Source organism: Streptomyces sp. NPDC046977 (assembly GCF_040644455.1).
Lineage (GTDB): Bacteria > Actinomycetota > Actinomycetes > Streptomycetales > Streptomycetaceae > Actinacidiphila.
Genome location: NZ_JBEYWO010000038.1, coordinates 1 through 24,101, shown reverse-complemented (window position 1 = coordinate 24,101; position 24,101 = coordinate 1). Strand labels below are relative to the sequence as shown.

General features: G+C 72.5%; 20 protein-coding genes and 1 pseudogene. 17 read left to right on the top strand and 4 right to left on the bottom strand.

The features are described from left to right. From pstA to ABZ883_RS37270, 13 genes are all read left to right on the top strand, one after another. On the top strand, positions 1-1,293 hold the full coding sequence (pstA, locus tag ABZ883_RS37330; protein WP_360914618.1) for a phosphate ABC transporter permease PstA: 1,293 nt from the start codon (positions 1-3) through the stop codon (positions 1,291-1,293). Then, entirely contained in the window at positions 1,293-2,969 is a 1,677-nt protein-coding gene (locus tag ABZ883_RS37325; protein ID WP_360914615.1) for a phosphate ABC transporter substrate-binding protein PstS, read from the top strand. The genes pstA and ABZ883_RS37325 overlap by 1 nt, the downstream gene beginning before the upstream one ends. Beyond that, complete coding sequence (locus tag ABZ883_RS37320) at positions 2,966-5,575, top strand: hypothetical protein (protein WP_360914612.1); 2,610 nt, start codon at positions 2,966-2,968, stop codon at positions 5,573-5,575. The genes ABZ883_RS37325 and ABZ883_RS37320 overlap by 4 nt, the downstream gene beginning before the upstream one ends. A 132-nt stretch (positions 5,576-5,707) precedes the next feature. Further along, entirely contained in the window at positions 5,708-7,702 is a 1,995-nt protein-coding gene (locus ABZ883_RS37315; RefSeq protein ID WP_360914609.1) for an Ig-like domain repeat protein, read from the top strand. Between the two features lie 75 nt (positions 7,703-7,777). After that, positions 7,778-8,698, top strand: a complete 921-nt coding sequence (locus ABZ883_RS37310) for a sortase (RefSeq protein ID WP_360914606.1) — start codon at positions 7,778-7,780, stop codon at positions 8,696-8,698. Between the two features lie 12 nt (positions 8,699-8,710). Then, the gene (locus ABZ883_RS37305) at positions 8,711-9,670 is read left to right on the top strand and encodes a phosphate ABC transporter ATP-binding protein (protein ID WP_360914603.1); all 960 of its coding nucleotides are present in this window, start codon (positions 8,711-8,713) and stop codon (positions 9,668-9,670) included. A 106-nt stretch (positions 9,671-9,776) separates the two neighbouring features. Next, a complete protein-coding gene (locus tag ABZ883_RS37300) occupies positions 9,777-10,904 on the top strand; it encodes an LLM class flavin-dependent oxidoreductase (RefSeq protein WP_360914600.1) in 1,128 nt (375 codons plus the stop codon). Further along, complete coding sequence (locus ABZ883_RS37295; protein WP_360914597.1) at positions 10,901-11,533, top strand: FMN reductase; 633 nt, start codon at positions 10,901-10,903, stop codon at positions 11,531-11,533. The genes ABZ883_RS37300 and ABZ883_RS37295 overlap by 4 nt, the downstream gene beginning before the upstream one ends. Before the next feature lie 16 nt (positions 11,534-11,549). After that, positions 11,550-11,873, top strand: a complete 324-nt coding sequence (locus ABZ883_RS37290) for a GNAT family N-acetyltransferase (RefSeq protein ID WP_360914594.1) — start codon at positions 11,550-11,552, stop codon at positions 11,871-11,873. A 130-nt stretch (positions 11,874-12,003) separates the two neighbouring features. After that, positions 12,004-12,993, top strand: coding sequence for a pirin family protein (locus ABZ883_RS37285; RefSeq protein WP_360914591.1), 990 nt, complete (start codon positions 12,004-12,006; stop codon positions 12,991-12,993). Further along, positions 12,990-13,391, top strand: coding sequence for a tetratricopeptide repeat protein (locus ABZ883_RS37280; protein WP_360914588.1), 402 nt, complete (start codon positions 12,990-12,992; stop codon positions 13,389-13,391). Before ABZ883_RS37285 ends, ABZ883_RS37280 begins: the two co-directional genes overlap by 4 nt. A 281-nt stretch (positions 13,392-13,672) precedes the next feature. Next, positions 13,673-15,067, top strand: coding sequence for a carboxylesterase family protein (locus ABZ883_RS37275; protein ID WP_360914585.1), 1,395 nt, complete (start codon positions 13,673-13,675; stop codon positions 15,065-15,067). Between the two features lie 50 nt (positions 15,068-15,117). After that, positions 15,118-15,303 carry a hypothetical protein gene (locus ABZ883_RS37270; protein ID WP_360914582.1) on the top strand — a complete coding sequence of 62 codons (186 nt, stop codon included), beginning with the start codon at positions 15,118-15,120 and terminating at the stop codon, positions 15,301-15,303. Between the two features lie 108 nt (positions 15,304-15,411). On the opposite strand, the gene ABZ883_RS37265 is transcribed toward ABZ883_RS37270, so the two are convergent. Further along, entirely contained in the window at positions 15,412-17,640 is a 2,229-nt protein-coding gene (locus ABZ883_RS37265; RefSeq protein ID WP_360914743.1) for an MMPL family transporter, read from the bottom strand. Positions 17,641-17,960: 320 nt separating this feature from the next. Beyond that, positions 17,961-19,172, bottom strand: coding sequence for a pyridoxal phosphate-dependent aminotransferase (locus ABZ883_RS37260; protein ID WP_360914579.1), 1,212 nt, complete (start codon positions 19,170-19,172; stop codon positions 17,961-17,963). Positions 19,173-19,282: 110 nt separating this feature from the next. On the opposite strand from ABZ883_RS37260, the gene ABZ883_RS37255 reads away from it, so the two are divergent. The 4 genes from ABZ883_RS37255 (at position 19,283) to ABZ883_RS37240 (ending at position 23,302) form a co-directional block, all read left to right on the top strand. Then, positions 19,283-19,897 (top strand): helix-turn-helix domain-containing protein, encoded by a 615-nt coding sequence (locus ABZ883_RS37255; protein WP_360914576.1) that lies wholly within the window; start codon positions 19,283-19,285, stop codon positions 19,895-19,897. Positions 19,898-19,919: 22 nt separating this feature from the next. Beyond that, entirely contained in the window at positions 19,920-20,708 is a 789-nt protein-coding gene (locus ABZ883_RS37250; RefSeq protein ID WP_360914573.1) for a class I SAM-dependent methyltransferase, read from the top strand. A 59-nt stretch (positions 20,709-20,767) separates the two neighbouring features. After that, the gene (locus ABZ883_RS37245) at positions 20,768-22,243 is read left to right on the top strand and encodes a glycosyltransferase family 39 protein (protein ID WP_360914570.1); all 1,476 of its coding nucleotides are present in this window, start codon (positions 20,768-20,770) and stop codon (positions 22,241-22,243) included. Positions 22,244-22,816: 573 nt separating this feature from the next. Further along, positions 22,817-23,302 (top strand): DUF4232 domain-containing protein, encoded by a 486-nt coding sequence (locus tag ABZ883_RS37240; protein ID WP_360914567.1) that lies wholly within the window; start codon positions 22,817-22,819, stop codon positions 23,300-23,302. Positions 23,303-23,414: 112 nt separating this feature from the next. Here the strand turns inward: ABZ883_RS37240 and ABZ883_RS37235 are convergent, their stop codons facing one another. Beyond that, positions 23,415-23,906 (bottom strand): MEKHLA domain-containing protein, encoded by a 492-nt coding sequence (locus tag ABZ883_RS37235; protein WP_360914562.1) that lies wholly within the window; start codon positions 23,904-23,906, stop codon positions 23,415-23,417. Next, positions 23,899-24,101: pseudogene (locus tag ABZ883_RS37230) on the bottom strand (ketol-acid reductoisomerase); the annotation flags it as partial. The gene ABZ883_RS37235 and the pseudogene ABZ883_RS37230, both read right to left, overlap by 8 nt.

Genomic DNA, 24,101 nt, shown 5'->3' with positions numbered 1-24,101 from the left:
ATGACCGTCGTCGAAGAGACCCCCGCGGCCGCCGTGAAGGATGCCGCGACCGCGACCGCGACCGCGACCGCCACCGCCGCTGCCGCCGGTGCGGCCCCGGCCGGCGCCGCCGCGCCCGAACTCCCCGACCGGCCGCGCCGGATCGGCGGCGCCGATCGCAACGCGGTGCTGGCGCTCACCGGCGCCGCCGCGTCCGGCCTGTGCCTGGCGGTCCTGCTGTTCGGTGAACTCGCCCCGCTGTCCGGCGCGCTCGGCTTCACCGTGACCGCCTACCTGGCCTTCCTCGCCGCGTACGCCATCCTGACCGGCCTGGAGCACGACGGCCCCGCGATCCGCGACCGGGTGATGACGGTCGTGCTGTGGTCGGCCGCCACCGTGCTGTTCTCCGCGCTCGTCCTCGTCGTCGGCTTCACGCTGTGGCGCGGCCGCACGGCCCTGCCGCACGGCAACTTCTTCACCCAGGACATGCAGGCCGCGGGCCCCCTGGACCCGCTGAGCGCGGGCGGCATCGCACACGCCATGCTCGGCACCCTGATCATGATCAGCATCGCGCTGGCCATCACCGTGCCGCTCGGTCTGGCCTGCGCGGTCTACCTCAACCAGGTCCCCGGGCGCTTCTCCCGCTTCGTGCGCACCATCGTCGAGGCCATGACGGCGCTCCCGTCCATCGTGGCCGGCCTGATGGTCTACGCGACCTGGATCCTCGGCCTCGGCATGCAGAAGTCCGGCCTGGCGGCGGCCTTCGCCATCAGCGTGATGATGCTGCCGATCGTGATCCGCGCCTCCGACGTCGTGCTGCGACTGGTCCCCGGCACCCTGACCGAGGCCTCCGAGGCGCTGGGCGCGCCGCGCTGGCGCACCGTGTGGCACGTGGTGCTGCCCACCGCGCGGTCCGGACTCGCCACCGCCGTCATCCTCGGCACCGCCCGCGGTGTCGGCGAGACCTCGCCGGTGCTGCTCACCGCGGGCTTCACCGCGGCACTCAACACCGACCCGCTGCAGGGCCCGATGATCTCCCTGCCGCTGGCCGTCTTCAACTTCGTCAAGTCCCCGGAACCCACCATGATCGCCCGAGGTTTCGGCGCGGCCGCCGTGCTGATGGCCCTGGTCCTGGTGCTCTTCGCGATCGCCCGCGTACTGGGCGGCCGGGGACCGGGTCAGCAGACCAAGCGCCAGGCGCGCCGCACGGAGCGTGCCTCCCGCCGCGACGTCGAGCGCTTTGACCAGCTCCACGCCCCCGCCCTTTCCGTGCTCGGTGCAGCCACCGCCACCGCTTCTGGAGACAACGACTGATGCGCAATCCCCTCACCGGACGGCACACGGCCGTCCGGGCCAGATGGCGTGCCCTGAGCGCGCTGGCCGCGCTGTTCGGCGTGCTGGCCGCCGTGGTCGTGCCGGCCGCGCAGCCCGCCGTCGCCGACGCCGGCTACACCCCGATCGCCGGTGCCGGTTCCACCTGGGCCGAGAACGCGGTCGACGAGTGGCGCCGCGGTGTCAACCAGTACGGCATGCGGGTCAGCTACTCCGGTACGGGCAGCTCCGACGGCCGCCGCCAGTTCCTCAACGGCCAGGTCGACTTCGCGGTCTCCGACATCCCGTTCCAGACCAGGCCCACCGACGGCTCCGCGGCCGAGAACCCGGCCAAGGGCACGTACGCGTACATGCCGATCGTGGCCGGCGGCACCGTCTTCATGTACCACCTCACGATCAACGGCAAGCGGGTCGACAACCTGCGGCTGTCCGGCGACGTGGTCACCAGGATCTTCACCCGCGCCGTCAGTTACTGGGACGACAAGGCGATCGCCGCCGACAACCCGGGCGTGAAGCTGCCGCACCGCGCGATCATCCCGGTCGTGCGCTCCGACGGCTCCGGCTCCACCGCGCAGTTCACGATGTGGATGGCCGACCAGCACAAGTCGCTGTGGCAGGCCTACTGCGGCAAGGTCGGACGCTCCGGCGCCTGCGGCCAGACCTCGTACTTCCCGACCCTCCCCGGCATGATCGCCCAGTCCGGCGACCTCGGGGTGGCGGGCTACGTCGCCCAGGGCTACGGCGAGGGCGCGATCGGCTACGTCAACTACTCGTACGCGCTGAACGCGCACTTCCCGGTCGCGAAGGTCCTCAACCACGCGGGCTACTACACCGAGCCCACGGCGCAGAACGTCGCCGTGTCGCTGCTCAAGGCGCGGATCAACACCGACAAGGGCTCCGCCGACTACCTCACCCAGCAGCTCGAGGGCGTCTACAACGACAGCGACCGGCGCAACTACCCGCTGTCCAGCTACTCGTACATGATCCTGCCGCTCAAGGAGCAGGGCACCTTCACCAAGGCCAAGGGCCGGACGCTGGGCGCCTTCTCGTACTACTTCATGTGCCAGGGCCAGCAGCAGGCGCCCGAGCTCGGCTACTCGCCGCTCCCGATCAACCTGGTGCAGGCAGGCTTCGACCAGATCCGCCGCATCCCCGGCGTGAAGACCCAGTCCGTCAACATCAAGGGCTGCAACAACCCGACCTTCAGCGCGGACGGCCACAACCGCCTCGCCGAGACGGCCCCGTTCCCGAAGGCCTGTGACAAGAAGGGCGCACCGCCCTGCACCACGGGCAGCGGCGGCGCCAAGGGCGGCAGCACCTCCACCTCGTCCACCGGCGGCTCGGGCAGCTCCGGCGGTGCCACCGCGGGCGGTTCCACCGGCGGCACGGGAACCGGCGGCGCCACGGGCGGCACCGGCGGCACCCCCTCCGTCGACCCCGACACCGGCCAGAACGTCGCCGCCGACGGCGGTGCCACGGGCACCGGCACCTCCGGCGGCGCCACCGGCACGGTCGCGCTGGCGCAGCCGGTCACTGTCGCGGCCCAGAGCGGCTGGGGCGGCGCCCAGACGCTGATGCTGCTGGCCGTGATCACCCTGCTCGGCCTGGTGCTGCTCCCCGCCGCCGTCTCCCAGATCCTGCGAAGGAGAACCCGATGAAGCGCGGGAACACCCGGGGGAGCCGCGCACGGCGGCTCCTGGCGCGCCTCGCCGCCGGTGCGGCCGTCGGCGCCCTGCTGGGCGGCCTGGTCGCACAGGCCGCGCAGCCGGCCGTCGCCGCGGACCCCGGGAAGAACTCCGCCGTCAGCGCCAAGGGGCGCGGCGAGTTCAAGGACATGACGTTCACGGTCAGCCAGACCGAGCACCTCACCAGCCAGGCCGTCACGGTCTCCTGGAAGGGCGGCACGCCGACCACCTTCGCCGGCACGCAGTTCAACACCGACTTCGTGCAGATCATGCAGTGCTGGGGCGACGACGACGGCACCGTCCCCGGCAATCCCGGCCCGCCGCGTACCCAGTGCCAGTACGGCGCCTCGCCGACCACCGGCCGCGGCGCCTGGCCGGGCAACGACATCGACGACAGCCGCAAGGTCTTCTACAGCGCCGACCCCACCAACTACGGCCAGGACAGCCAGTACGGGGCGGACAACCCCAACGCCCCCGGCGAGGTGCCCTTCAAGGCGGTCGACGGCACGCTGGTCACCAGCAATCTGCAGAACAACAGGCTGTACAACTACAACACCACGAACGAGATCGACTTCGCCCGCACCAGCGCGGACGGCTCCGGCAAGGAGTTCTTCGAGGTCCAGACCGCCTACGAGGCCCCGCACCTGGGCTGCGGGGTGCCCGTGACCAGGGACGGGCGGAGCGTGCCGCGGTCCTGCTGGCTCGTCATCGTCCCGCAGGGCCACCTCGACCTGGACGGCAAGCCGTACGCCGACCACACCCAGGTCAACGCCGGTTCCCCGGTCTCCTCCACCAACTGGAAGAACCGCGTCGCCATCAAGCTCGACTTCAACAAGGTGGGCACCACCTGTCCGCTGGGCTCCGACGAGCGGCCCACCAGCGGCAGCGAGCTGGCGGCCGACGCCATCACCAGCTGGCAGACCGCGCTCTGCCCCTCCGGCACCGTGTACGGCTACACCGAACTCGGTGAGCCCGACGCCCGCGCCCGCCTGGAGAACAACGGCGCGGCCGGCCTGGTCTTCACCACCCGCGGGCTGAACGCCACCGACGACGCGTCGTACGCGCCCGTGGCGCTCTCCGGCGTGGTCATCGGCTTCACCATCGAACGCCGTGCCCGGGCCGGCGCTCCCGAATCGGTGCGCAGACTCACCGGCACCAAGGTGCAGTCCATCGACCTCACCCCGCGCCTGGTGGCGAAGCTGCTCACCGAGTCCTACGGGAACTCGCCCTGGGGGGCGGTCACTTCATCGACCGCCGCGAAGGGGTACCAGTGGGCCGCGAAGAACCCGCCCGGTCTGGTCAGCGACCCGGAGTTCCTCAAGTACAACCCGGAGTTCGCGTACCTGTCGGTCTCCGAGACCCCGGCCACCGACACGGACCTGATGACCGCCATCGGTCACTCCGACTCCGCCCGCTCGGTGTGGAAGTGGATCGACGCGGACCGGGACGCACGGCGCTTCCTCGCGGGCATCCCCGATGAGTGGGGCATGACCGTCAACCCCGGCTACAGCACCAACGCGGACCTCAACACCACGGGCACCTTCGACCCGAACCGCGACGACTACCCGAAGAGCGACCCCTGGTGCGCGGTGCCGCCGGGCGCCGAGACCGATCAGAAGCAGTGCATGACCGACTTCCACCCCTATGTGGACGACATGCACGCCGGCGCCCTGCACGCCCGCCGCGCCGACACCCTGTGGAAGTCCACCTGGGACGCGCTGTCCAGTCCGCCCGCCTACAAGAGCCCCGGCCCGCAGACCGTCGGCTCGCGTTTCGTGCTGACCATCACCGACGCCGCGTCGGCCGAGCGGTACAGCCTGCAGACCGCGCACCTCCTGAACGCGGCGGGGAAGTTCGCCGCTCCGACGGCCCAGGCGCTGACCGCGGCCGCCGCGAGTGCGTCCGGTACCCCCGTCCGCGAGGTCGACCCGGCCGCGGCCAGGGCGAAGGACGCCTACCCGCTGACCCAGCTCGTCCACGCCGCCGTGCGCCCGGCATCGCTCGACGCCGCCGCCCGCCGGGACTACGCCGGACTGCTGCGGTACGCCGCCGGCTCCGGGCAGGCCACGGGCACCGGTCCCGGTGAACTGCCGCCCGGCTACGCGCCGCTGACCCCCGCCCTGCGCCGCCAGGCCGACAAGGCCGCCGACGCGCTCGCCGCCTTCGAACCCGCCCACTCGGCGGGTGGCGGCAACCACGGGTCGGGCGACATCGACGGTGGCTCGGGCACGGCCGCGGGCGACCCGCCCGGCCTGACCGGCGGCGCCGGAGACCCGTCCGCCCCGCCGTCGGCGAGCCCCGTGGCGAGCGCCGAGCCGTCCTTCGACGGAGGCGACGCGGTCCAGGTCACCGCGAACGGCACCACCCCGGCGGACCCGGCCAACACCTTGCGCTGGGCCGTCCCGGTGGGAGCCGCGCTCGGCGCCGTCGCCGCGGTGGGCGCCCCCTTCACGGGCGGGGTCAAGCCCCGGCTGCCGCTGCGCGTCCCGCTCCCCGGCGGCCGGGCCTTCACGCTGCTGCCGGAAGAGGCGGTCCTGAGGGAGAGGTTCGAGCGGCTGCGGCGCCGCGTGGGCCTGTGACCCGCACCGGCGGCTGAGCCGCCCCCACGAACGGCCGTCCGCCCCGAAAGGCAGTCGGGGCGGACGGCTGGCACCACCCTGCCAGATTTCTGGCAACCACCGGTTTCACCGTTCATGAGCAGGAGACCTTTCATGCGCTCTACGCGCCTTACGGCGGTGGCCCTCGTGTCCGCCGTCGTCGCCGGCGGCCTGGCCCTCGCGAGCCCGGCCCAGGCCGACCCCGACCTCGGTGCCTTCCGCAAGCTGGTCGGCGTCGGCTCCGACACCACGCAGGACGTGATGAACGCCCTGGCCGGTGACGTCGTCAACGGCAAGAGCTACGCGGGCTCGGCGGTTTCCGCCGGCAGCGTCCGCGTCGCGTCGTACGACGCGATCGACCCGCACACCGGCTCGGTCACCTCCACGGTCGTCACGCGTTCGGGCGGCGCCCCGTTCTGGCGCCCCAACGGCTCGGGTGCGGGCCGCAGCGCGCTGAGCGCCTCGCTCAGCGGCAACAAGTTCAACTCGCCCAACAGCGGTTCCTTCACCATCAAGGGCCAGGTGGACTTCGCCCGTTCGTCGGGTGGCCCCAGCGCCAGCGGTACCGCCCTGACCTACATCCCGATGGCCCGGGACGCGGTGGGCGTCGCCGTCCGCGGCGCGGCGCTGCAGAACCTGACCGTCGACCAGCTGCACGACATCTACAACGGCACACTGGACGAGGTGGACGGCCGGCCCGTCACCCCGTTCATCCCGCAGACCGGCTCGGGCACCCGGAAGTTCTTCCTCGCCGCGATCGGCCTCAACGACGGCGACCTGGCGAAGACGGTCACGACCGTTCAGGAGAACCAGGCCAACGACGCCCTCAAGGCGGACGGCGCGCTGGTGCCGTTCTCCGTGGCGAGCTGGATCGCCCAGAACAACGGCATCGCGCCCGACCACAGCAAGGACGCGGTCGCCGCCGGCGCCTACATGGCCAACATCCAGCTGCCGGGCGACACGGACGGCACCACCTCGCCGGTGACGAAGGTCAACGGCAAGCTCGCCCCGGTCGCGGGCTACTACGAGAACGCGACCTTCGGCCGCGACGTGTACAACGTCGTGCCGACCCGCGCGATCGACCCGACCAGCGTCTTCTTCGACAAGGCGCTGTACGACATCTTCGTCACCAGCGGCAGCCACGTCGCCGCTCTGGCGTCGGACAAGTCCGAGGACGTCATCGACGACTTCGGCTTCCTGAACGAGTCCTACAACGGCTCGATCAGCCTGGCCAGGCACGCCAAGCAGGGCGGCCTCGAGGACGGCACGACCGCCGCCGTCCCGGCGGCCCCGGCGCTCAAGGCCGCCGTCAGCAACGGCAGCCTGAAGCTCAGCTGGACGGCCTCCTCCACCGGCGCCGCGGCGACCGACTACCGCGTCCTGATCACCCGCGCCGACGGCTCGGTCGTGGTCAACAAGGACCTGCCGGCGACGACCACTTCGTACACCGCGAGCGGACTGACCGCCGGCACGTACTCCGCCAAGGTCGTGGCGAACAACCTCGTCGGTGCGGGCGACAAGCCGGCCACCTGGACCGGTGCGGTCAAGTACTCGAGCAAGACCACCGCCACGGTCGCCACGACCGCCTACGGCCACACGCCGAAGGTCGCGGTCGCCGTCGTCGGCGGCGGCTCGGTCAAGCCGACCGGCAAGGTCACGGTCAAGGAGGGCACCACCACCCGCGGTACCGCCACCCTGGACAGCCACGGCAAGGCCACGGTCTCGCTCTCCAGCCACCTGTCGGTCGGCAGCCACACCCTGACGGTGGTCTACGGCGGCAACAGCGGCCTGAACACCTCCGGCGTCACGGTGAAGCTGTCCGTCACCAAGGCCGCCTCCTGGGTGGCCGCCTCGCACCCCACCTCGGTCAGCCACACCAAGCAGGCCAAGGTCTCGGTCAACGTGACCTCTTCCGGCACCACCCCGACCGGCAAGGTGCAGATCGTCGACGGCGCCAAGGTGCTGGCCACGGGCACCCTGAGCAACGGCAAGGTGACCGTCACCCTGCCGAAGCTCAGCAAGGGCACGCACAAGCTCCACGCGCACTACCTGGGCTCCTCGACGGTGAACGCCGGCAACGGCTCCACCTTCACCATCAAGTCCACCTGATCCACCTGCCGGGGAGGCCGCGTCCGCGCGGCCTCCCCGGCGCCCCCCGACCGCATCCGCAGGAGGCAGACCGCCGTGACGGTCGTCGCACCGAACCCGCCCCGTATCCGTGAACGGGGCGCCACCGTAACGCTGTCCCTCGCACGGATACCCACCGCACAGCACCTCGCCCGGGGAGCGCTGCTGACCCTGGCCGCGCTGCTCCTCGGGCTGACCGCGCAGCTGCTGGTCGTGAGCCACCTGGAGTACCGGGCCGCGCAGCACGGGGCGTTCGACGCGCTGCGAGCGAACCTGGCGCTGGGCACCGCGCCCGTCGCGCAGACCGGCCAGGACGGCAAACTGCTCGCCCCGGGGACCCCGCTGGCCCTCATCGACATCCCGTCCCTGGACGTGCGCGAGGTGGTCCTGGAGGGGACCGACTCCCACGTGCTCGCCGACGGCCCCGGCCACCGCCGCGACACCCCGATGCCCGGGCAGGCCGGCACGAGCGTGGTGCTGGGCCGCGCCGCCGCGTACTCGGGTCCCTTCGGGCACCTGGCGCGGCTGCGGGCCGGCGACCCGCTCACGGTCACCACCGGTCAGGGCAAGGTCTCCTACCGCGTCATCGACGTCCGCCGGGCCGGCGACCCCGCGCCCGCACCGCCCGCCGCCGGCAAGGGCCGGCTCGTGCTGGTGACCGCCACCGGCCCGTCCTATCTGCCGGCCGGTGTACTGCGTGTCGACGCCGAGCAGGTGTCCGCCACCGCCGAGAGCCCGGCCGCCGTCATCCAGCCCGGCACCCTGCCCGGCTCCGAGCAGCCGATGGCCGCCGGCACGGGCGTGCCGTGGCCGCTGGTGATGTGGCTCCAGGCGCTCGCCCTCGTCTCCATCGCCGCGGTGTGGGCCTGGCACCGCTGGGGCCGCCACCAGACCTGGATCGTCTTCCTGCCGGTGGTGGCCGTCGTCGGCCTGAAGGTCGCCGGTCAGGTCACCCAGCTGCTCCCGAACCTGCTGTAGAGGAAACCCACCATGACCGACATCGCCGCGTCCGCGGGGCCCGTCCCCGCCTCCGACGCCTCCGCTGCTCCCGTGGAGCTCGTGAAGACCGCCGCGCCCGCCGAGGGCGCCGGGGTGACCGACACCGCCGTCCTGCCGGCTGTGACCGCAGTGACCGCAGTGAACGGAGTGACCGGCGCGGCCGGCGCCGCCCCGGCCCCGGCCGAGCTGGAGGCGCGGGCCGTCTCCGCCTGGTTCGGCGACCACAAGGTGCTGGAGCGGGTCTCGCTGACCATGCCCGCCGGCGAGGTCACCGCCCTCATCGGCCCGTCCGGCTGCGGCAAGTCGACCTTCCTGCGCACCCTCAACCGGATGCACGAGATGATCCCGTCCGCCGCCCTGTCCGGCGAGGTGCTCTTCGAGGGCGAGGACATCTACTCGCCCGGCCGCCGCCTCACCGACGCCCGCCGCCGGATCGGCATGGTCTTCCAGAAGCCGAACCCGTTCCCGGCGATGTCGATCTACGACAACGTCGTGGCGGGCCTGAAGCTCACCGGCTCCCGCGCCACCCGCCGGGAGAAGGACGAGCTGGTGGAGGAGTGCCTGAGCCGCGCCGGCCTGTGGAAGGAGGTCCGGGACCGGCTGCGCAAGCCCGGTGGCGCCCTGTCCGGCGGTCAGCAGCAGCGTCTGTGCATCGCCCGCTCGCTGGCGGTGCGGCCGCGCGTGCTGCTGATGGACGAGCCGTGCTCCGCCCTGGACCCGACCTCGACCCGGCGCGTCGAGGAGACGATCATGGAGCTGTCCGGCGAGGTGACCGTCGTCATCGTCACGCACAACATGCAGCAGGCCGCGCGTGTCTCCGCACAGTGCGCGTTCTTCCTCGCCGAGCAGGGCACGCCCGGCCGGATCGTCGAGCACGGTGCCACCGAGGAGATCTTCGGCAACCCCTCCGACCAGCGCACGGCCGATTACGTGGCGGGCCGCTTCGGGTGATCCCCGCCACGCTGCCGCCGCGGAATAGGGGGGTGGGTGGACTCGTTGGCAGGGGTGGTTGAATAATCAACCAACTGGATCGAAGCGACGGAGGAGGACGAGGCCGGTGCAGTTCGGGATTTTCTCAGTGGGTGACGTCACCGCCGACCCCACCACGGGCAGGACGCCGAGCGAGCACGAGCGGATCAAGGCGATGACCGCGATCGCGCTCAAGGCCGAGGAGGTGGGGCTGGACGTCTTCGCGACCGGCGAGCACCACAACCCGCCCTTCGTGCCCTCGTCGCCGACGACGATGCTGGGCTGGATCGCGGCCCGCACCGAACGGCTCATCCTGTCCACCGCCACCACGCTGATCACCACGAACGACCCGGTGAAGATCGCCGAGGACTTCGCGATGCTCCAGCACCTGGCGGGCGGCCGCGTCGACGTGATGATGGGCCGCGGCAACACCGGACCGGTCTACCCCTGGTTCGGCCAGGACATCCGGCAGGGCATCCCGCTCGCGGTCGAGCACTACGCGCTGCTGCACCGGCTGTGGCGCGAGGACGTGGTGGACTGGGAGGGCCGCCTGCGCACCCCGCTGCAGGGCTTCACCTCCACGCCGCGGCCGCTGGACGGCGTCCCGCCGTTCGTCTGGCACGGCTCCATCCGCTCGCCGGAGATCGCCGAGCAGGCCGCGTACTACGGTGACGGCTTCTTCCACAACAACATCTTCTGGCCCTCCACCCACACCAAGCGGATGGTGGAGCTGTACCGGACGCGGTTCGCGCACTACGGGCACGGCACGCCGGAGCAGGCGATCGTCGGGCTCGGCGGCCAGGTGTTCATGCGGAAGAACTCGCAGGACGCCGTGCGCGAGTTCCGCCCGTACTTCGACAACGCCCCGGTGTACGGCCACGGCCCGTCACTGGAGGAGTTCACCGAGCAGACCCCGCTGACCGTCGGCTCGCCCCAGCAGGTCATCGAGAAGACGCTGTCCTTCCGCGAGTACGCGGGCGACTACCAGCGCCAGCTGTTCCTGATGGACCACGCGGGACTGCCGCTGAAGACGGTCCTGGAGCAGCTCGACATGCTCGGCGAGCAGGTCGTGCCGGTCCTGCGCGAGGAGTTCGCCAAGGGCCGCCCGGCCGGTGTGCCGGACGCGCCCGACCACGCCTCGCTGGTCGCCCGGCGTGACGCGCAGTCCACTGCGGCCGCCACCGTGGCCGAGAAGGAGACGGAGGACGTCCGATGAACCGTGAACCGGTCAGGCTCGTGGTGGTCTCCGCCGGGCTGAGCGTCCCGTCGTCCACCCGGCTGCTCGGCGACCGGCTCGCCGAGGCCGTGCGGCTGTCCGCCGCCGACGCCGGCCGCCCGGTCGAGGTACGCGTGGTCGAACTGCGCGACCTGGCCGTGGACATCGCCAACAACCTCGTCACCGGCTTCGCCGGGCGCGCGCTGGCCGAGGCGATCACCGCGGTCACCGAGGCCGACGGGCTGATCGCCGTCACGCCGGTGTTCAGCGCCTCGTACAGCGGGCTGTTCAAGTCCTTCTTCGACGTGATCGACAACGACGCGCTCGCCGGCAAGCCCGTGCTGATCGCCGCCACCGGCGGCACCGCGCGGCACTCGCTGTCCTTGGAACACGCCCTGCGCCCGCTCTTCGCCTATCTGCGCGCGGTGGTCGTGCCGACCGCCGTCTACGCCGCCTCCGAGGACTGGGGCGGCAGCGGCGACCCGCTGACCGACACCCTGCCGACCCGGATCGCGCGCGCCGCGGGCGAGCTGACCGGGCTGCTGGCGGCGCGGCCGCCCGCGCCCCGTTCCGCGGCCGATACGGTCGTCCCGTTCGAACAGCAACTGGCCGCCCTGCGGCCCGAGTAGGAAGAAGGGCCGCACCATGGCAGCACGTGTCGCGGACAACCCGGCCATGTCACGCTTCGAGCTTTTCGACGCGGTGGACGAGAGCGGTGAGGAGGAGCTCGCCGGCTTCGCCGAGTACCACCTGTACGGCAACGAGATGGCGTTCATCCACACCGAGGTGGACCCCCGCTTCGGCGGCCGGGGCCTGGGCGGGGTGCTCGCCCGCGCCGGGCTGGACGCGGCCCGCGACCGGGAGCTGCGGGTCCTGCCGTTCTGCCCCTTCATCCGGGGCTGGATCGGCAAGCACCCGGAGTACGTGGAGCTGGTGCCCGAGGGGCAGCGCGCGCGCTTCGGCTTCTGAGCCGCGGTCCCGGGCGGGGAGCCGGGCGGGCAGGGGAGGGAAGGAATGAAGCGGGTTGGTTGAATGTTAAATCAGCCAACGGAGGTCCGGCCCCGGACCCCGCACCGTTCCAACGAGCGAGGAGCGTCCCATGCCCGCCGTGACCGTGGAGAACACGCTGCTCCTGCCCCGCGTCGCCGAACCCGACCCGGCGGCCGCCGAGCAGCGCCCCGTACGCACCGTCACCACCGCCCCGCGCGGTTACGAGGGCGAGGGCTTCCCCGTGCACCGGGCCTTCGCCGAGGTCTCCCCGCGCATCCTCGACCCGTTCGTCCACATGGACCAGATGGGCGAGGTGGAGTACGCACCGGGCGAGCCCAGGGGCACCGCCTGGCACCCGCACCGGGGCTTCGAGACCGTCACGTACATGATCGACGGCCGCATGGAGCACCAGGACTCGCACGGCGGCGGGGGCACCATCACCGACGGCGCCACGCAGTGGATGACGGCCGGCAGCGGCATCCTCCACATCGAGACGCCGCCGGAGGAACTGGTCGTCTCCGGCGGGCTGTTCCACGGCATTCAGCTGTGGGTCAACCTGCCGCGCGCCCACAAGTGGAACCCGCCGCGCTACCAGAGCATCGAGGGACCCGAGGCCGCGCTGCTGTCGTCCCCGGACGGCGGCGCGCTGGTCCGCGTCATCGCCGGCGACGTCGCCGGGCACCACGGACCGGGCAGCACCTTCACCCCGATCACCCTGGTGCACGCGACCCTGAGCCCCGGGGCCCGGCTGGTCCTGCCCTGGCGGCGCGACTTCAACGCCCTGGCGTACGCGCTGTCGGGGCGCGGCACGGCCGGCGCCGAGCGGCGCCCGCTGGACGCGCACCAGCTCGCGGTCTTCGGGGCGGGCGACACCCTGACGCTGGAGGCCGCCGCCCATCCGGACAGCCGCACGCCCGACCTGGACGTGCTGCTCCTCGGAGGCCGTCCGATCCGCGAACCGGTCGCGCACTTCGGGCCGTTCGTGATGAACACCAAGGCCGAGGTCCTGCAGGCGATCGAGGACTTCAACAAGGGCCGGCTCGGCTTCGAGCAGGCACCCCGTATGCCGCACACCGCACCCGGAGAGGAGCTCACGTGAACCCCGTTCGTTTCGAGACCTTCAAGTCCCCCGAGCCCTTCAAGTCCTTCGAGTCCTTCGCGGATGCCGAGGAGACCACGGCGGAGCGCTGGGAGCGCGCCGGGCTCTTCTTCGAGGCCAAGGAGTACACGGAGGCCGCCCGCCTGCTGACGGACGTGGTCGAGGAGGTCCCGGAGCAGGTCGCCCCCCGCCTGCTGCTGGCCCGGGCCTACTACCACTCGGCCCAGCTCGGCCGCGCCGAGCAGCAGTTGCGGGCGGTGATCGAGCGCGACCCCGTCGAGCACTACGCGCACCTGATGCTGGGCCGCACCCTCCAGCGGCAGGGGCGCGGCGACGAGGCGACCCCCTGGCTGCGGCTGGCCGCGGCCTTCTCCGGGGAACTGCCGCCGGAGGACTGACGCCGTCCCGGCAACGCCGCGCCACCGCATGAAGGCCGGGCAAAATGCCCGGCCCCGGCGGTGGCGCGGCACCTACGTTCCCCCGGACATCGGTCGGCAACGGGGGAAACCATGTCGCGGAGGCGGGAGGCGGGGCGGCCGCACCGGCCGGGCCGGGGACGACCTGACCGCGCCCGGCGGGGGCGGGGCGTTCGGCAGTCCGGGGGTCTTCAGGACCCTCCGGATGCGCCACGGGGACCCCCGGCGCGCGCCCGTCAGGGCGGGAGGGTAGACCAGCAGTCATGGATACCACGCACGAACAGCGCAGGCCGGTGGTGGTCACGGAGAGCGGCTCCGTGCGCGGGGTGGTCGAGGAGGGCGGGGTGACCGCCTTCCGCGGGATCCCGTACGCGGCGTCGCCGGTGGGCGACCTGCGGTTCGGCGCGCCGCGCCCGCACCCGGGCTGGAACGGCGTGCGGGACGCGGCACGCTCCGGACCCGACGCCCCGCAGCGGCGCAGCAGGATGGAAGTGGCCCTGGGCCCGCACGAACCCCGGGGCGACGAGGCCGGCTGCCTCAATCTCAACGTCTGGGTGCCCGACGGCGCCCTGGACGCCGGCGCGCCGCCCCGCCCGGTGCTGTTCTGGATCCACGGCGGCGGCTTCACCAGCGGCGGGGGCGGCTGGGACCTCTACGACGGCGGCCGGCTGGCGGCGCTCGGCGGGATCGTGGTCGTCACCGTCAACTACCGCCTCGGCCCGCTGGGTTATCTGCACCTGCCGGACATCGGGGCCGACAACCTCGGCAGCCAGGACCAGGCCGCCGCGCTGCGCTGGGTGCGGGACTCCGTCGCGGCCTTCGGCGGCGACCCCGGCCGGATCACCGTCGGCGGCCAGTCCGCCGGCGCGTACTCCGCGCTCGGCCTCGCGCTCGACCCGGGGACGCGCGGGCTGGTCCGGGGGGTGATCGGCGAGAGCGGCCCGTGGGCGCTGGAGCCGCAGGACCCCGCGGAGGCCGCCGACGCCGCCGCGCACTACCTGCGCCTGGCCGGGGTGGCCGCGGCGGCCGAGCTGCGCGCGCTGCCCGTCGAGCGCCTGCTGGAGGCGTACGCGCGGCTCGTGGTGGAACGCGCCCGGCCGGGCAGCACCGCTCCGCCGACCTACCCGGTGCGCGGCGGGGCGCTCGCGGCGACGGGATGGCGGGAGGCGGTCGCAGGCGGCGCCCTGCGCGGCACGAACGTCCTGCTGGGGCGTACGCAGGACGAGATGACGGCCTTCCTGGCCATCACGTCCTTCGACGCGCCCCTCGACCTCGTCGCGGATCAGGTCTTCGGCGCGGGCATCGCCGAGATCGCCGGGCAGTGCGCCCGCGACGGGTCCCCCGCGTACGTGTACCGCTTCACCCGGCGGACGCCCGGGGACGGCAACGTCGAGGGCATCCCTCTGGGCGCCATGCACTGTGCGGAACTGCCCTTCCTCTTCAACAACTTCGACAGTTTCCGGGACGCGCCCACGCTGGGGCGGGTGAACGCGGCCGACCTCGACCTCGGACGCGCCTTCGCGGGTGCCCTCGCCGCTTTCACGGCGACGGGCAGCCCCAACGGGCCGGGGCTGGAGCCGTGGGGGCCGTGGCTGCCCTCTTCGGCCGGAGAGGGACCGGAGCCGGAGGTCAAGCGGTTCGGGCTCGCTCCCCGATAACCCTTTCGGGGGATCGCACAGATATTCGAACACGGGATACGCTGCTCTGCATGTCGACCTCACACGACGAGCCAGCGCTCTTCTCCGACCCCGACCTCGCGGCTCCCGCCCCGGTCCGGGGACCCGCGCCCTCCCTCGACCCGTTCCACGCCCCCGCCCCCGCCGGTCCCGCGGCCGGCCGGGCGACGGGGGAGGGGCGGGAGCCCATACGCCCGCGCGCCGCGGTGTCCGGCTGACGGGCCGTCCGCGGTTCAGGCGCCGGCGCTCCTGGCGTGCTCATCGGGCCGGCCCGGCCCCCGCTGTTGCGGGGACCGGGCCGGGAGCGCCGGTCGCGGGCTTCGGGCTCAGCGGGCCACGCCGGAGGGTTCCACGGGGACCGGCACGCCCTCCGGGCGGGCCGGCGGCGGGGCGATCGCCGTCTCGTCGTGGGTCATGTCGGGCAGCCAGTCGAGCCACGAGGGGAGGTACCAGTTGCGCTCGCCCAGCAGCGCCATCACGGCGGGGAGCAGGATGCCGCGGATGACGGTGGCGTCGATCAGCACCGCGAAGGCCAGGCCCACGCCCATCTGCTTCATGCTCTGCATGGACAGCGTTCCGAAGATCGCGAACACCGCGACCATGATGAGCGCCGCACTGGTCACCACGCCCGCCGTGGTGGTGATGCCGTGCCGGATCGCCTCCTGGGTGCTCAGACCGCGCATACGGGCCTCGCGGATCCGGGAGACCACGAACACGTGGTAGTCCATGCTCAGCCCGAAGAGGATCACGAACAGGAACAGCGGCAGCCAGGCCACGATCGCGCCGACCCCCTCGGCGCCCACCAGGCCCGCGCCCCAGCCGTGCTGGAAGACCACGGTGAGGATGCCGTAGGCGGCGCCCACCGAGAGCAGGTTGAGCACGATCGAGGTCAGGGCGATGGTCAGCGACCGGAAGGAGAGCAGCATCAGGAGGAAGGCGAAGACGACGACGAAGGCGAACACCGGGGGCACGGCGGCCCCGATCTTGTCGGTGAAGTCCATCGACGCGGCCGTCGACCCGGCCATGGGCGCGGTGACTCCGGCGACCTTGCCGAGGGTGTCGGGACGGACCTGGTCCCGCAGGATCCGCAGTGATGCCTCCGCCCGGGTCTCGTCCGTGCCGCCGGTCAGCGGCACCTTGAGGACGGCGACGTTCTCCTTCGGGTGCGTCTCGGTCTCCACCGGGCCGGGGCTGGCGCCCTTGGCCACCGCCTCATGGCTGAAGGCGTCGATGGCCCGGCGCACCTCGGGCGCGGAGATGTCGGAGGCCTTGACGACGACCTGCGCCGGCTCGGGACCGCCGGGGAACGCCGTGGAGATGTCCTCGTAGGCGCGGACGACCGGCAGCTTGTCGCCGAGTTCCTGGCTGAGTGTCAGGTTGGAGGTGTTCAGGCCCACCGCCGGCAGCGCGATGGCGATCAGCGCTCCGCCGGCGATCGCGGCGGACACACCGGGGCGGCGCAGGACACCGCCGAGCACGGTGCCCCAGAAGCGGGACTCGCCGCTGCGGGCCCGGCCGCGCCGCCGCAGGAAGGGCACCCGGCCCTTCTCGACCCGCTCGCCCAGCAGGGACAGCAGCGCCGGGAGCACCGTGACCGAACCGAACATCGCCACGGCCACCACCATCATCGTGGCCAGGCCCATCGCCTTGAAGTCGCCGATACCGGTGAAGAGGAGGCCCGCCATCGCCACGATCACCGTCACGCCGGAGACCAGGATCGCCCGTCCGCTGGTCGCGGCCGCGATGCGCAGCGCGGTCTGCGGATCGTGCCCGGCCTCCCGCTCCTCCCGTTCACGGCGCAGGTAGAACAGGCAGTAGTCGACGCCGACGGCCAGACCGACCAGCAGCATCACGGAGTTGGCGGTGTCGCTCATGTGCACCGCGTGGCTCACGACCGCGACCAGGCCGGTCGTCGCCAGGAAGGCCGTCATGGCGAGCGCGACCGGCAGCAGTGCGGCCACCAGGGCGCCGAAGGCGATCAGCAGGATGCCGAGCGCGACGGGGAGGGCCGAGTACTCGGCCCGCTGGAAGTCGCTGCCGAAGGCGTCGTCGAACACCTTCTGCGAGCTGGCCTCGCCGAACTGCTCGACGGTGAAGTCCGCGTGCCGGTCCTGGACGCCGTGCACGGCGTCGACCACCGGCTGCACGCGGTCGGGCGCGGTGTCCGGGTCGCCGCGCATGTCGAACTTCACCAGGGCCGAACGGCCGTCCTCGGAGACGGCCTTGATGTCGTACGGCGACTGGACGGCGGTGACCTCGCCGGTGCCCTTCACGGCCGTGATGACGTCGTCGACAGTGGCCCGGAAGGCCGGGTCGGTCGCCTTCACGGCCGCCGCCCCCGATGCCGCTCGGACGAGCACCATCTCGCCGGCCGGTCCGTTGCTGAGGCCGGCGTCGTCCAGGATCCGTACGGCCTGGCCGAATTCCCCCGGGACCTCCTCGCTGTCCGTCACGTCGACCCGGCCGGCCATCGAGCCGATGGTCAGCGCGAGGACGACGAAGAGCAGCCAGCCGCCCACCGCCGTCCACCGGTGCCGGGCGCTCCAGCCGCCCATGGCGGCGGCGATCCCTTGCTTGCCGTGTGCCGTACTCGCGGTACGGACGCGGCCGTGTGCGCTTGCCACGGTGTCGAACCCCCTCGGAGCCGGGCCGTGGCACCTCACCACCGCCTCGACCACGACGTTATGGGCCCCAGGACCGACGCCCCATCCGGCTGACCGGTGACTCCGCGGCGGGTTTCTCCTCCCCGGGACGTGGGGTAAACCCCCGCCCTCACGTGCCAGTGGCCCCTACACGCACCGCCTGTCCACGGGCCTTCCGGCACGTGGTGGCGGTGGGGGTCACCCCCGGTCGCCCCCCGCCCGGCGGGCCCGGGTCACTGGCGGTAGCCGGCGAGGAAGCGGCCGATGCGGCTGATCGCCGCGTCGAGGTCGTCGGCGCGGGGGAGGGTGAGGATGCGGAAGTGGTCGGGGCGCGGCCAGCTGAAGCCGGTGCCCTGGACCACCTGGATCTTCTCGCGCAGCAGCAGGTCCAGCACGAACTTCTCGTCGTCGTGGATGCGGTGCACCTTCGGGTCCAGACGCGGGAAGGCGTAGAGGGCGCCCTTGGGCTTCACGCACGAGACGCCGGGGATCTCGTTGAGTTTCTCCCACGCCCGGTCGCGCTGCTCGTGCAGCCGTCCGCCGGGCAGTACCAGGTCCTTGATGCTCTGCCGACCGCCGAGGGCGGCCTGGATCGCCTGCTGGGCGGGCACGTTGGGGCACAGCCGCATGGAGGCCAGCATCGTCAGGCCCTCCAGATAACTTTTGGCGTGCTGCCGCGGTCCGGTGACGACCAGCCAGCCCGAGCGGAAGCCGGCGACGCGGTAGGCCTTGGACAGCCCGCTGAAGGTCAGGCAGAGCACGTCGGGGGCGAGCTGTGCGGCCGTGTGGTGCACGGCGTCGTCGTAGAGGATCTTGTCGTAGACCTCGTCGGCGAAGACGACCAGGTGGTGCCGGCGGGCCAGGTCGAGCATGCCTTCCAGCAGCTCGCGCGGATACACCGCGCCCGTGGGGTTGTTGGGGTTGATGATCACCAGCGCCCGGGTGCGGCCGGTGATCTTCGAGGCGATGTCGTCGAGGTCGGGGAACCAGTCGGCGGACTCGTCGCAGACGTAGTGCACGGCCTTCCCGCCCGCGAGATTGGTCACGGCCGTCCACAGCGGGAAGTCGGGTGCCGGGATCAGCACCTCGTCGCCGTCGTCCACCAGGGCCTGCACGGCCATCTGCACCAGTTCGGAGACGCCGTTGCCGAGGAAGACGTCGTCCACGCCCACCTCGGCGAGGCCGCGCTCCTGGTAGTGCTGGGCGACCGCGCGGCGTGCCGAGAGGATGCCGCGGGAGTCGCTGTAGCCGTGCGAGGTGGGGAGGGTGCGGATGATGTCCTGGAGCAGTTCCTCGGGGGCCTCGAAGCCGAACAGCGCCGGGTTGCCGGTGTTGAGCCGCAGGACGCTGTGCCCGGCCTCCTCCAGTGCGTTGGCGTGCTCGATGACCGGACCGCGGATCTCGTAGCAGACCTCGGCCAGCTTGCTCGACTGCTTGTACTCCATGCGACGGCCTCCCGGTCCGGTCCCGCACCCCGCTGTATCAGGCACAGGCTACTGCTTGGTTTTACCAAGTGCGAGCTTGGAAAGTCCAACTCTTTGTCTACACTGGGACCATGCCGCGCCGAAGTTACGACCAGTACTGCGCCGTCGCCCGTGCCCTCGACACGGTCGGCGAGCGCTGGACGCTCCTGATCGTCCGTGAGCTGCTCGCGGGCCCCCGCCGGTACACCGATCTCCACGCCGACCTGCCCGGCGTGAGCACCGACGTCCTCGCCTCCCGCCTGAAGGAGATGGAGCGCGACGGCCTGGCCACCCGCCGCCGCCTGCCGCCCCCCGGCGCCGCGTACGTCTACGAACTCACCCCGCGCGGCCGGGACCTGCTGACCGTGCTCGGCGCGCTCGCCGGCTGGGGCGCCGCCGACCTGGGCGAGCCCCGCCCCACCGACGCCGTCCGCGCGCACTGGGCCGCCGTCCCCCTGATGCGCCGGCTGGCCGCGCTCCCCGGACTGCCCGGCGGAGTGGTCGAGGTCCGCCTCGACGAGGGCGCCTTCCACATCGAACTCGGCGGCCTCACCCCGTCGTACGCGGACGGACCCGCCAAGAGCCCCGACGCCGTCCTCGCCCTGCCGGCCGGCGCCCGCGCCCTGCCCGACGCGCTGGGGGACGGAGCCGCCGAGGTGACCGGGGAGGGCCCCCTCGCGGAGGCCCTGCGCGGGGCCGGGGCCTGAGACCCCGGGGTACCGTGCTCCCATGGGACGCCGCAGTGTGGAACTCGGCCGGGTCCAGGAGACCCTGCTCATACCGCTGTTCGCCCGCGCGGCCGAGACGGCCCGGCGGCGGCCGCTGACGCGCGACCCGAAGGCCGTGGAGCTGGTGGAGTCCTTGGACTACGACTTCTCGCGGATCGGAGGCGGCTTGAGGCTCCTCGGGGCGGTGTTCCGCGGCGTCATCCTCGACGCCTGGGTCCGCGAGTTCCTGGACGCCCACCCCGCGGGGACGGTCGTCGAGCTCGGCTGCGGCCTCGGCACCCGGTACGAGCGGCTGGACAACGGCACCGCCACCTGGGTCGAACTCGACCTGCCCGACGTCATCACGCTCCGCCGCGAGCTGCTGGAGGAGAGCGGACGGCGGCGCATGGTGGCCGGCTCCGTCACCGAACCCGGCTGGACCGCCGCCGTCGGGGCCGCCCCCGGCCCGTACCTCTTCGTCTCCGAGGCCGTGCTCGTCTACCTCACCGAGGCGGCGGTCAGGACCGCGATCGGGCTGCTCACGAAACATTTCCCGGGCTCCGTCCTGCTCATGGACACCGTCCCCGCTGCCGTCGCCCGCCGTGAGCGTGCCGTCAATGTCGCCTGGAGCTGCGAGGACCCGCGGGAACTCGCCGACTGGGGACTGCGGTTGCGCGACTCGCGCGCCCTGTGGGAGCTGCCGCCGGAGGCCCGCGCCCGCCTCACCCCGGGACGCCGGGTGCTCACCGGTCTCCTCAACCGCGCTTCCGGAAAGGGCGGTTCACGCTTCAGCCGGTTCGACATCGGCTGAGCGAAGACCCTTGGCCCCCGTCGCGGTGCCCCGGTACCGTCGGCGCCGGGGGTGGGGGGATGACGTCGACGGCTGGGCGGCCGGCAGTGGTGGCGTACGCCACGCGACCGGTCGCGCTGGTGGCCCTGGTGCTCGCGGCGGTCCTGACCGCGCTGTCGGGGCGGTACGGCTTCCACCGCGACGAGCTGTACTTCCTGGTCGCAGGCGATCACCCCGCCTGGGGGTATGTGGACCAGCCCCCGCTGACCCCGCTCGTCGCACGGCTGTCGACGTCCGTCTTCGGCGACAGCCCGGCCGGGCTGCGCGTCGCGGCGACCGCCGCGTGCGCCGCGACCGTCTTCCTGGCCGCCGCGCTCTGCCGCGAAATGGGCGGGAGCCGCAGGGCGCAGGTGCTCGCCGCCGTCTTCACGGGCGTCTCCGGATTCGTCCTGGCCGTCGGCCACATGGTCTCCACGGCCACCTTCGACGTGCTCGCCTGGCTCGGGGTCTGCTGGTTCGTGCTCCGGCTGCTGCGCACCGGGGACGGCCGGTGGTGGCTCGGGGTCGGCGCGGCCGTCGGCGTGGGCCTGGAGAACAAGTACCTGGTGGTGCTGCTCGTCCTCGCCCTGCTCGGCGGACTGCTGCTCACGGGTCCGCGCCGGGTGCTGCGCGGCTGGTGGCCGGTCGCCGGCGCCGTACTCGCGCTCGCGCTGGCCCTGCCCAACCTGTGGTGGCAGGCCCGTAACGGCTGGCCGCAGCTCACCGTCGCGGGCGGTATCAGCGCCGACGACGGCACGGAGAACCGCCTGCTGTTCGTGCCCGAGCAACTCCTCTACCTCTCCCCGGTGTTCGTCCCCGTCTGGATCTCCGGCGGCCTGCGGCTGTGGCGCGATCCGGAGCTGCGCTGGGCCCGCTCCTTCGCCCCGGCCTACCTGATTCTGTGCGTCCTGGTGCTCGCGAGCGGCGGCAAGCCCTACTACGCGCTTCCGCTGCTGGTCGTCCTGCTCGCCGCGGGCTGCGAGCGCTACGCCGCGAAACCGCGGGACACGGTCCTGCCGGTCGCGTTGACGGCCGTGCTGACCGCGCTGCTGTCGCTGCCCGTACTGCCCGCGGGAGCGGTCTCCGTCGTGAACGCCGTCAACGCAGAGCAGGGCGAGCAGATCGGCTGGCCCCGCCTTGCGGACGCCACCGCCGAGGCGTGGGCCCGCATCCCCGAGGCGGACCGCGGCCGCGCCGTCCTCCTCGCCCAGAACTACGGCGAGGCAGGCGCCCTCGCCCACTACGGCCCCGCGCGCGGCCTGCCCGCCCCGTACTCCGGCCACATGAGCTTCTACGCCTGGGGCCCGCCCCCGGACTCCGCCGACGGCCCCGTCCTGCTGGTCCGCCGGCGCGACGCCGACGGCATCGAAGCCCACTTCACGGGCTGCCGCCAGGTCGGCACGGTCGACAACGGCCACGGCGTCGACAACGAGGAACAGCAGGCCGCCATCGTCCTCTGCGACGGCCCCGCCGCCCCCTGGTCGACCCTCTGGCCGTCGCTGCGGCACTTCTACTGAGCCCCGGGGCGGCCAAAAAGGTGTGACCTGAAACGTCGCGCACCGTGCCTCAATACGGCCGTTCCCATGTCCCGGCCGCTTCTTCACGATCGCCGGTGGCCCGGATCGCCCCCCACCGGCACGCCGCATACCCGCGGAGCGCAATAGAATTTCGGTGCCGAATTCCGAAAGGTATTGGCGCGGATATCCATCGGGAAATCGTGAAGGTTGGCCCGGCCGGATCCTCATTGTCCGCGGATCGTAACTGCTCATCAGTGGTGCTGTCACGACGCTATTTCTGGCTGGCGTTGTGCCGGAACGCATTGTCAAAGTGGAGGCCGTAGCGGGGAAAAGCCCCGGCACGAAAAGGAAAGCAGGCAAGGCATGAAGGTCTCCACCGCACTCCGCGCCGTACCCGTTCTCGCTGTGGCGCTCGCCGCCCTCACCGCGTGCGGGCCGGAGACCGGCACGGCCGCCGGAAGCGCTTCGGATGCCTCGTCGGGGGCGACGGCCCCGGGATCGTCGTCGGGCGGGGCTTCTTCGCCGGCCTCCCGGGGCGATCTCAGCGGGGAGGACTCAGCCTCCGACGGGGCGGTGACGAGGGACCGTTCGGGCGCGCAGGACGCGGACTCCGGGCCGGCCCGCGACGGTGGGCCCCAGCGGTGCACCTCGGAACACCTGCGGGTCTCCGTTGAGAACCAGGACAGCGGTGCGGGCACCACGCACTTCCAGTTGGTGTTCCAGAACACGGGCACCGCACCGTGCACCCTGGCGGGATTCCCCGGGGTGTCCTTCCGCGGCCGTGACGGAGCCCAGATCGGCGCGGCCGCCGACCGTGCGACGGGAACGCGTGCCACGGGTGTCACCTTGATCCCCCACGCCCACGCGGCCGTCGACGCACAGGCGCTGAACGGTCAGGCCGGACTCTCCGACGCGGAGTGCCAGTTGACGAGCGTGTCCTTCCTGGCCGTCTTCCCGCCGGAGTCGCGGGAGCAGATCGACGTGCCGTGGACGACGTCCGAGTGCAGCGTCCGCGGCGTCCACGGCCTCCGGATCGGCCCGGTCCACCCCGTCCGCTGACCCCCGATACGGGAGCCGGCGGGACGTCCCGGCGCCCGGACCCCGCCACCTGTTCGCGGATGTGGGCACCGCCCGCCTGTCACCTTCCTGACAGGCGGGCGTTGGGCTGGGCTCAGGCGGCCGACCAGGTGCGGAACACGGCGGCCTGCCCGTGATGGGTTCCGTCGGCGTCCGTGAGATTCCACATGCAGACGTCCTCGATCCGGAAGATCCGGCCGTCCTTGCGCAGCCGCAGCCCCCGGTATCCGTCGGCGTAGCCGAGGGCGTTCACCGACGCGAGCAACGCGTCCCGGTCCGGCTGCGCCTCGGGCGCGGCCGAGCGGCGCGAGGGGAGGCCGATGAACTCCTCCCAGGTGTAGCCGAAGGACCGTTGCGCCGTGCGGTTGGCGTAGACGAACAGCGGGTCGGCCGACGCATCGTGCGCCAGCAGGCCGAAGGGCGCGTTCTCGTACAGCCACCGGGCCGCCTCGGCGTCCGACGCCCACACCGGCGGGCCCAGGCTGACCCCCACCAGGCGGCGGTAGCTGCCCAGGAGGAGGCTGGCGAAGCACGGATCCCCGCGCCGGTCGGCCGGCGCGGGGATCCGCGGGGAGGGGTCAGTCACCGTTCTCCACCCAGCTCATGAGCTTGCGGAGCTTCTTGCCGGTGGTCTCCAGCAGGTGGCTCTCGTCGGCCTTCTTGTACTCGTTGTACTTCGGCAGGCTGGCGTTGTACTCGGCGATCCAGTTGTTGGCGAAGGAGCCGTCCTGGATCTCGCCGAGGATCTTCTTCATCTCGGCCTTGGTGGCGTCGGTGATGA

Coding starts and splice junctions, on each gene's coding strand:
- pstA (WP_360914618.1), top strand. CDS start 1: ATGACCGTCGTCGAAGAGACCCCCGCGGCCGCCGTGAAGGATGCCGCG.
- ABZ883_RS37325 (WP_360914615.1), top strand. CDS start 1,293: ATGCGCAATCCCCTCACCGGACGGCACACGGCCGTCCGGGCCAGATGG.
- ABZ883_RS37320 (WP_360914612.1), top strand. CDS start 2,966: ATGAAGCGCGGGAACACCCGGGGGAGCCGCGCACGGCGGCTCCTGGCG.
- ABZ883_RS37315 (WP_360914609.1), top strand. CDS start 5,708: ATGCGCTCTACGCGCCTTACGGCGGTGGCCCTCGTGTCCGCCGTCGTC.
- ABZ883_RS37305 (WP_360914603.1), top strand. CDS start 8,711: ATGACCGACATCGCCGCGTCCGCGGGGCCCGTCCCCGCCTCCGACGCC.
- ABZ883_RS37295 (WP_360914597.1), top strand. CDS start 10,901: ATGAACCGTGAACCGGTCAGGCTCGTGGTGGTCTCCGCCGGGCTGAGC.
- ABZ883_RS37290 (WP_360914594.1), top strand. CDS start 11,550: ATGGCAGCACGTGTCGCGGACAACCCGGCCATGTCACGCTTCGAGCTT.
- ABZ883_RS37285 (WP_360914591.1), top strand. CDS start 12,004: ATGCCCGCCGTGACCGTGGAGAACACGCTGCTCCTGCCCCGCGTCGCC.
- ABZ883_RS37275 (WP_360914585.1), top strand. CDS start 13,673: ATGGATACCACGCACGAACAGCGCAGGCCGGTGGTGGTCACGGAGAGC.
- ABZ883_RS37270 (WP_360914582.1), top strand. CDS start 15,118: ATGTCGACCTCACACGACGAGCCAGCGCTCTTCTCCGACCCCGACCTC.
- ABZ883_RS37265 (WP_360914743.1), bottom strand. CDS start 17,640: ATGGGCGGCTGGAGCGCCCGGCACCGGTGGACGGCGGTGGGCGGCTGG.
- ABZ883_RS37260 (WP_360914579.1), bottom strand. CDS start 19,172: ATGGAGTACAAGCAGTCGAGCAAGCTGGCCGAGGTCTGCTACGAGATC.
- ABZ883_RS37255 (WP_360914576.1), top strand. CDS start 19,283: ATGCCGCGCCGAAGTTACGACCAGTACTGCGCCGTCGCCCGTGCCCTC.
- ABZ883_RS37250 (WP_360914573.1), top strand. CDS start 19,920: ATGGGACGCCGCAGTGTGGAACTCGGCCGGGTCCAGGAGACCCTGCTC.
- ABZ883_RS37245 (WP_360914570.1), top strand. CDS start 20,768: ATGACGTCGACGGCTGGGCGGCCGGCAGTGGTGGCGTACGCCACGCGA.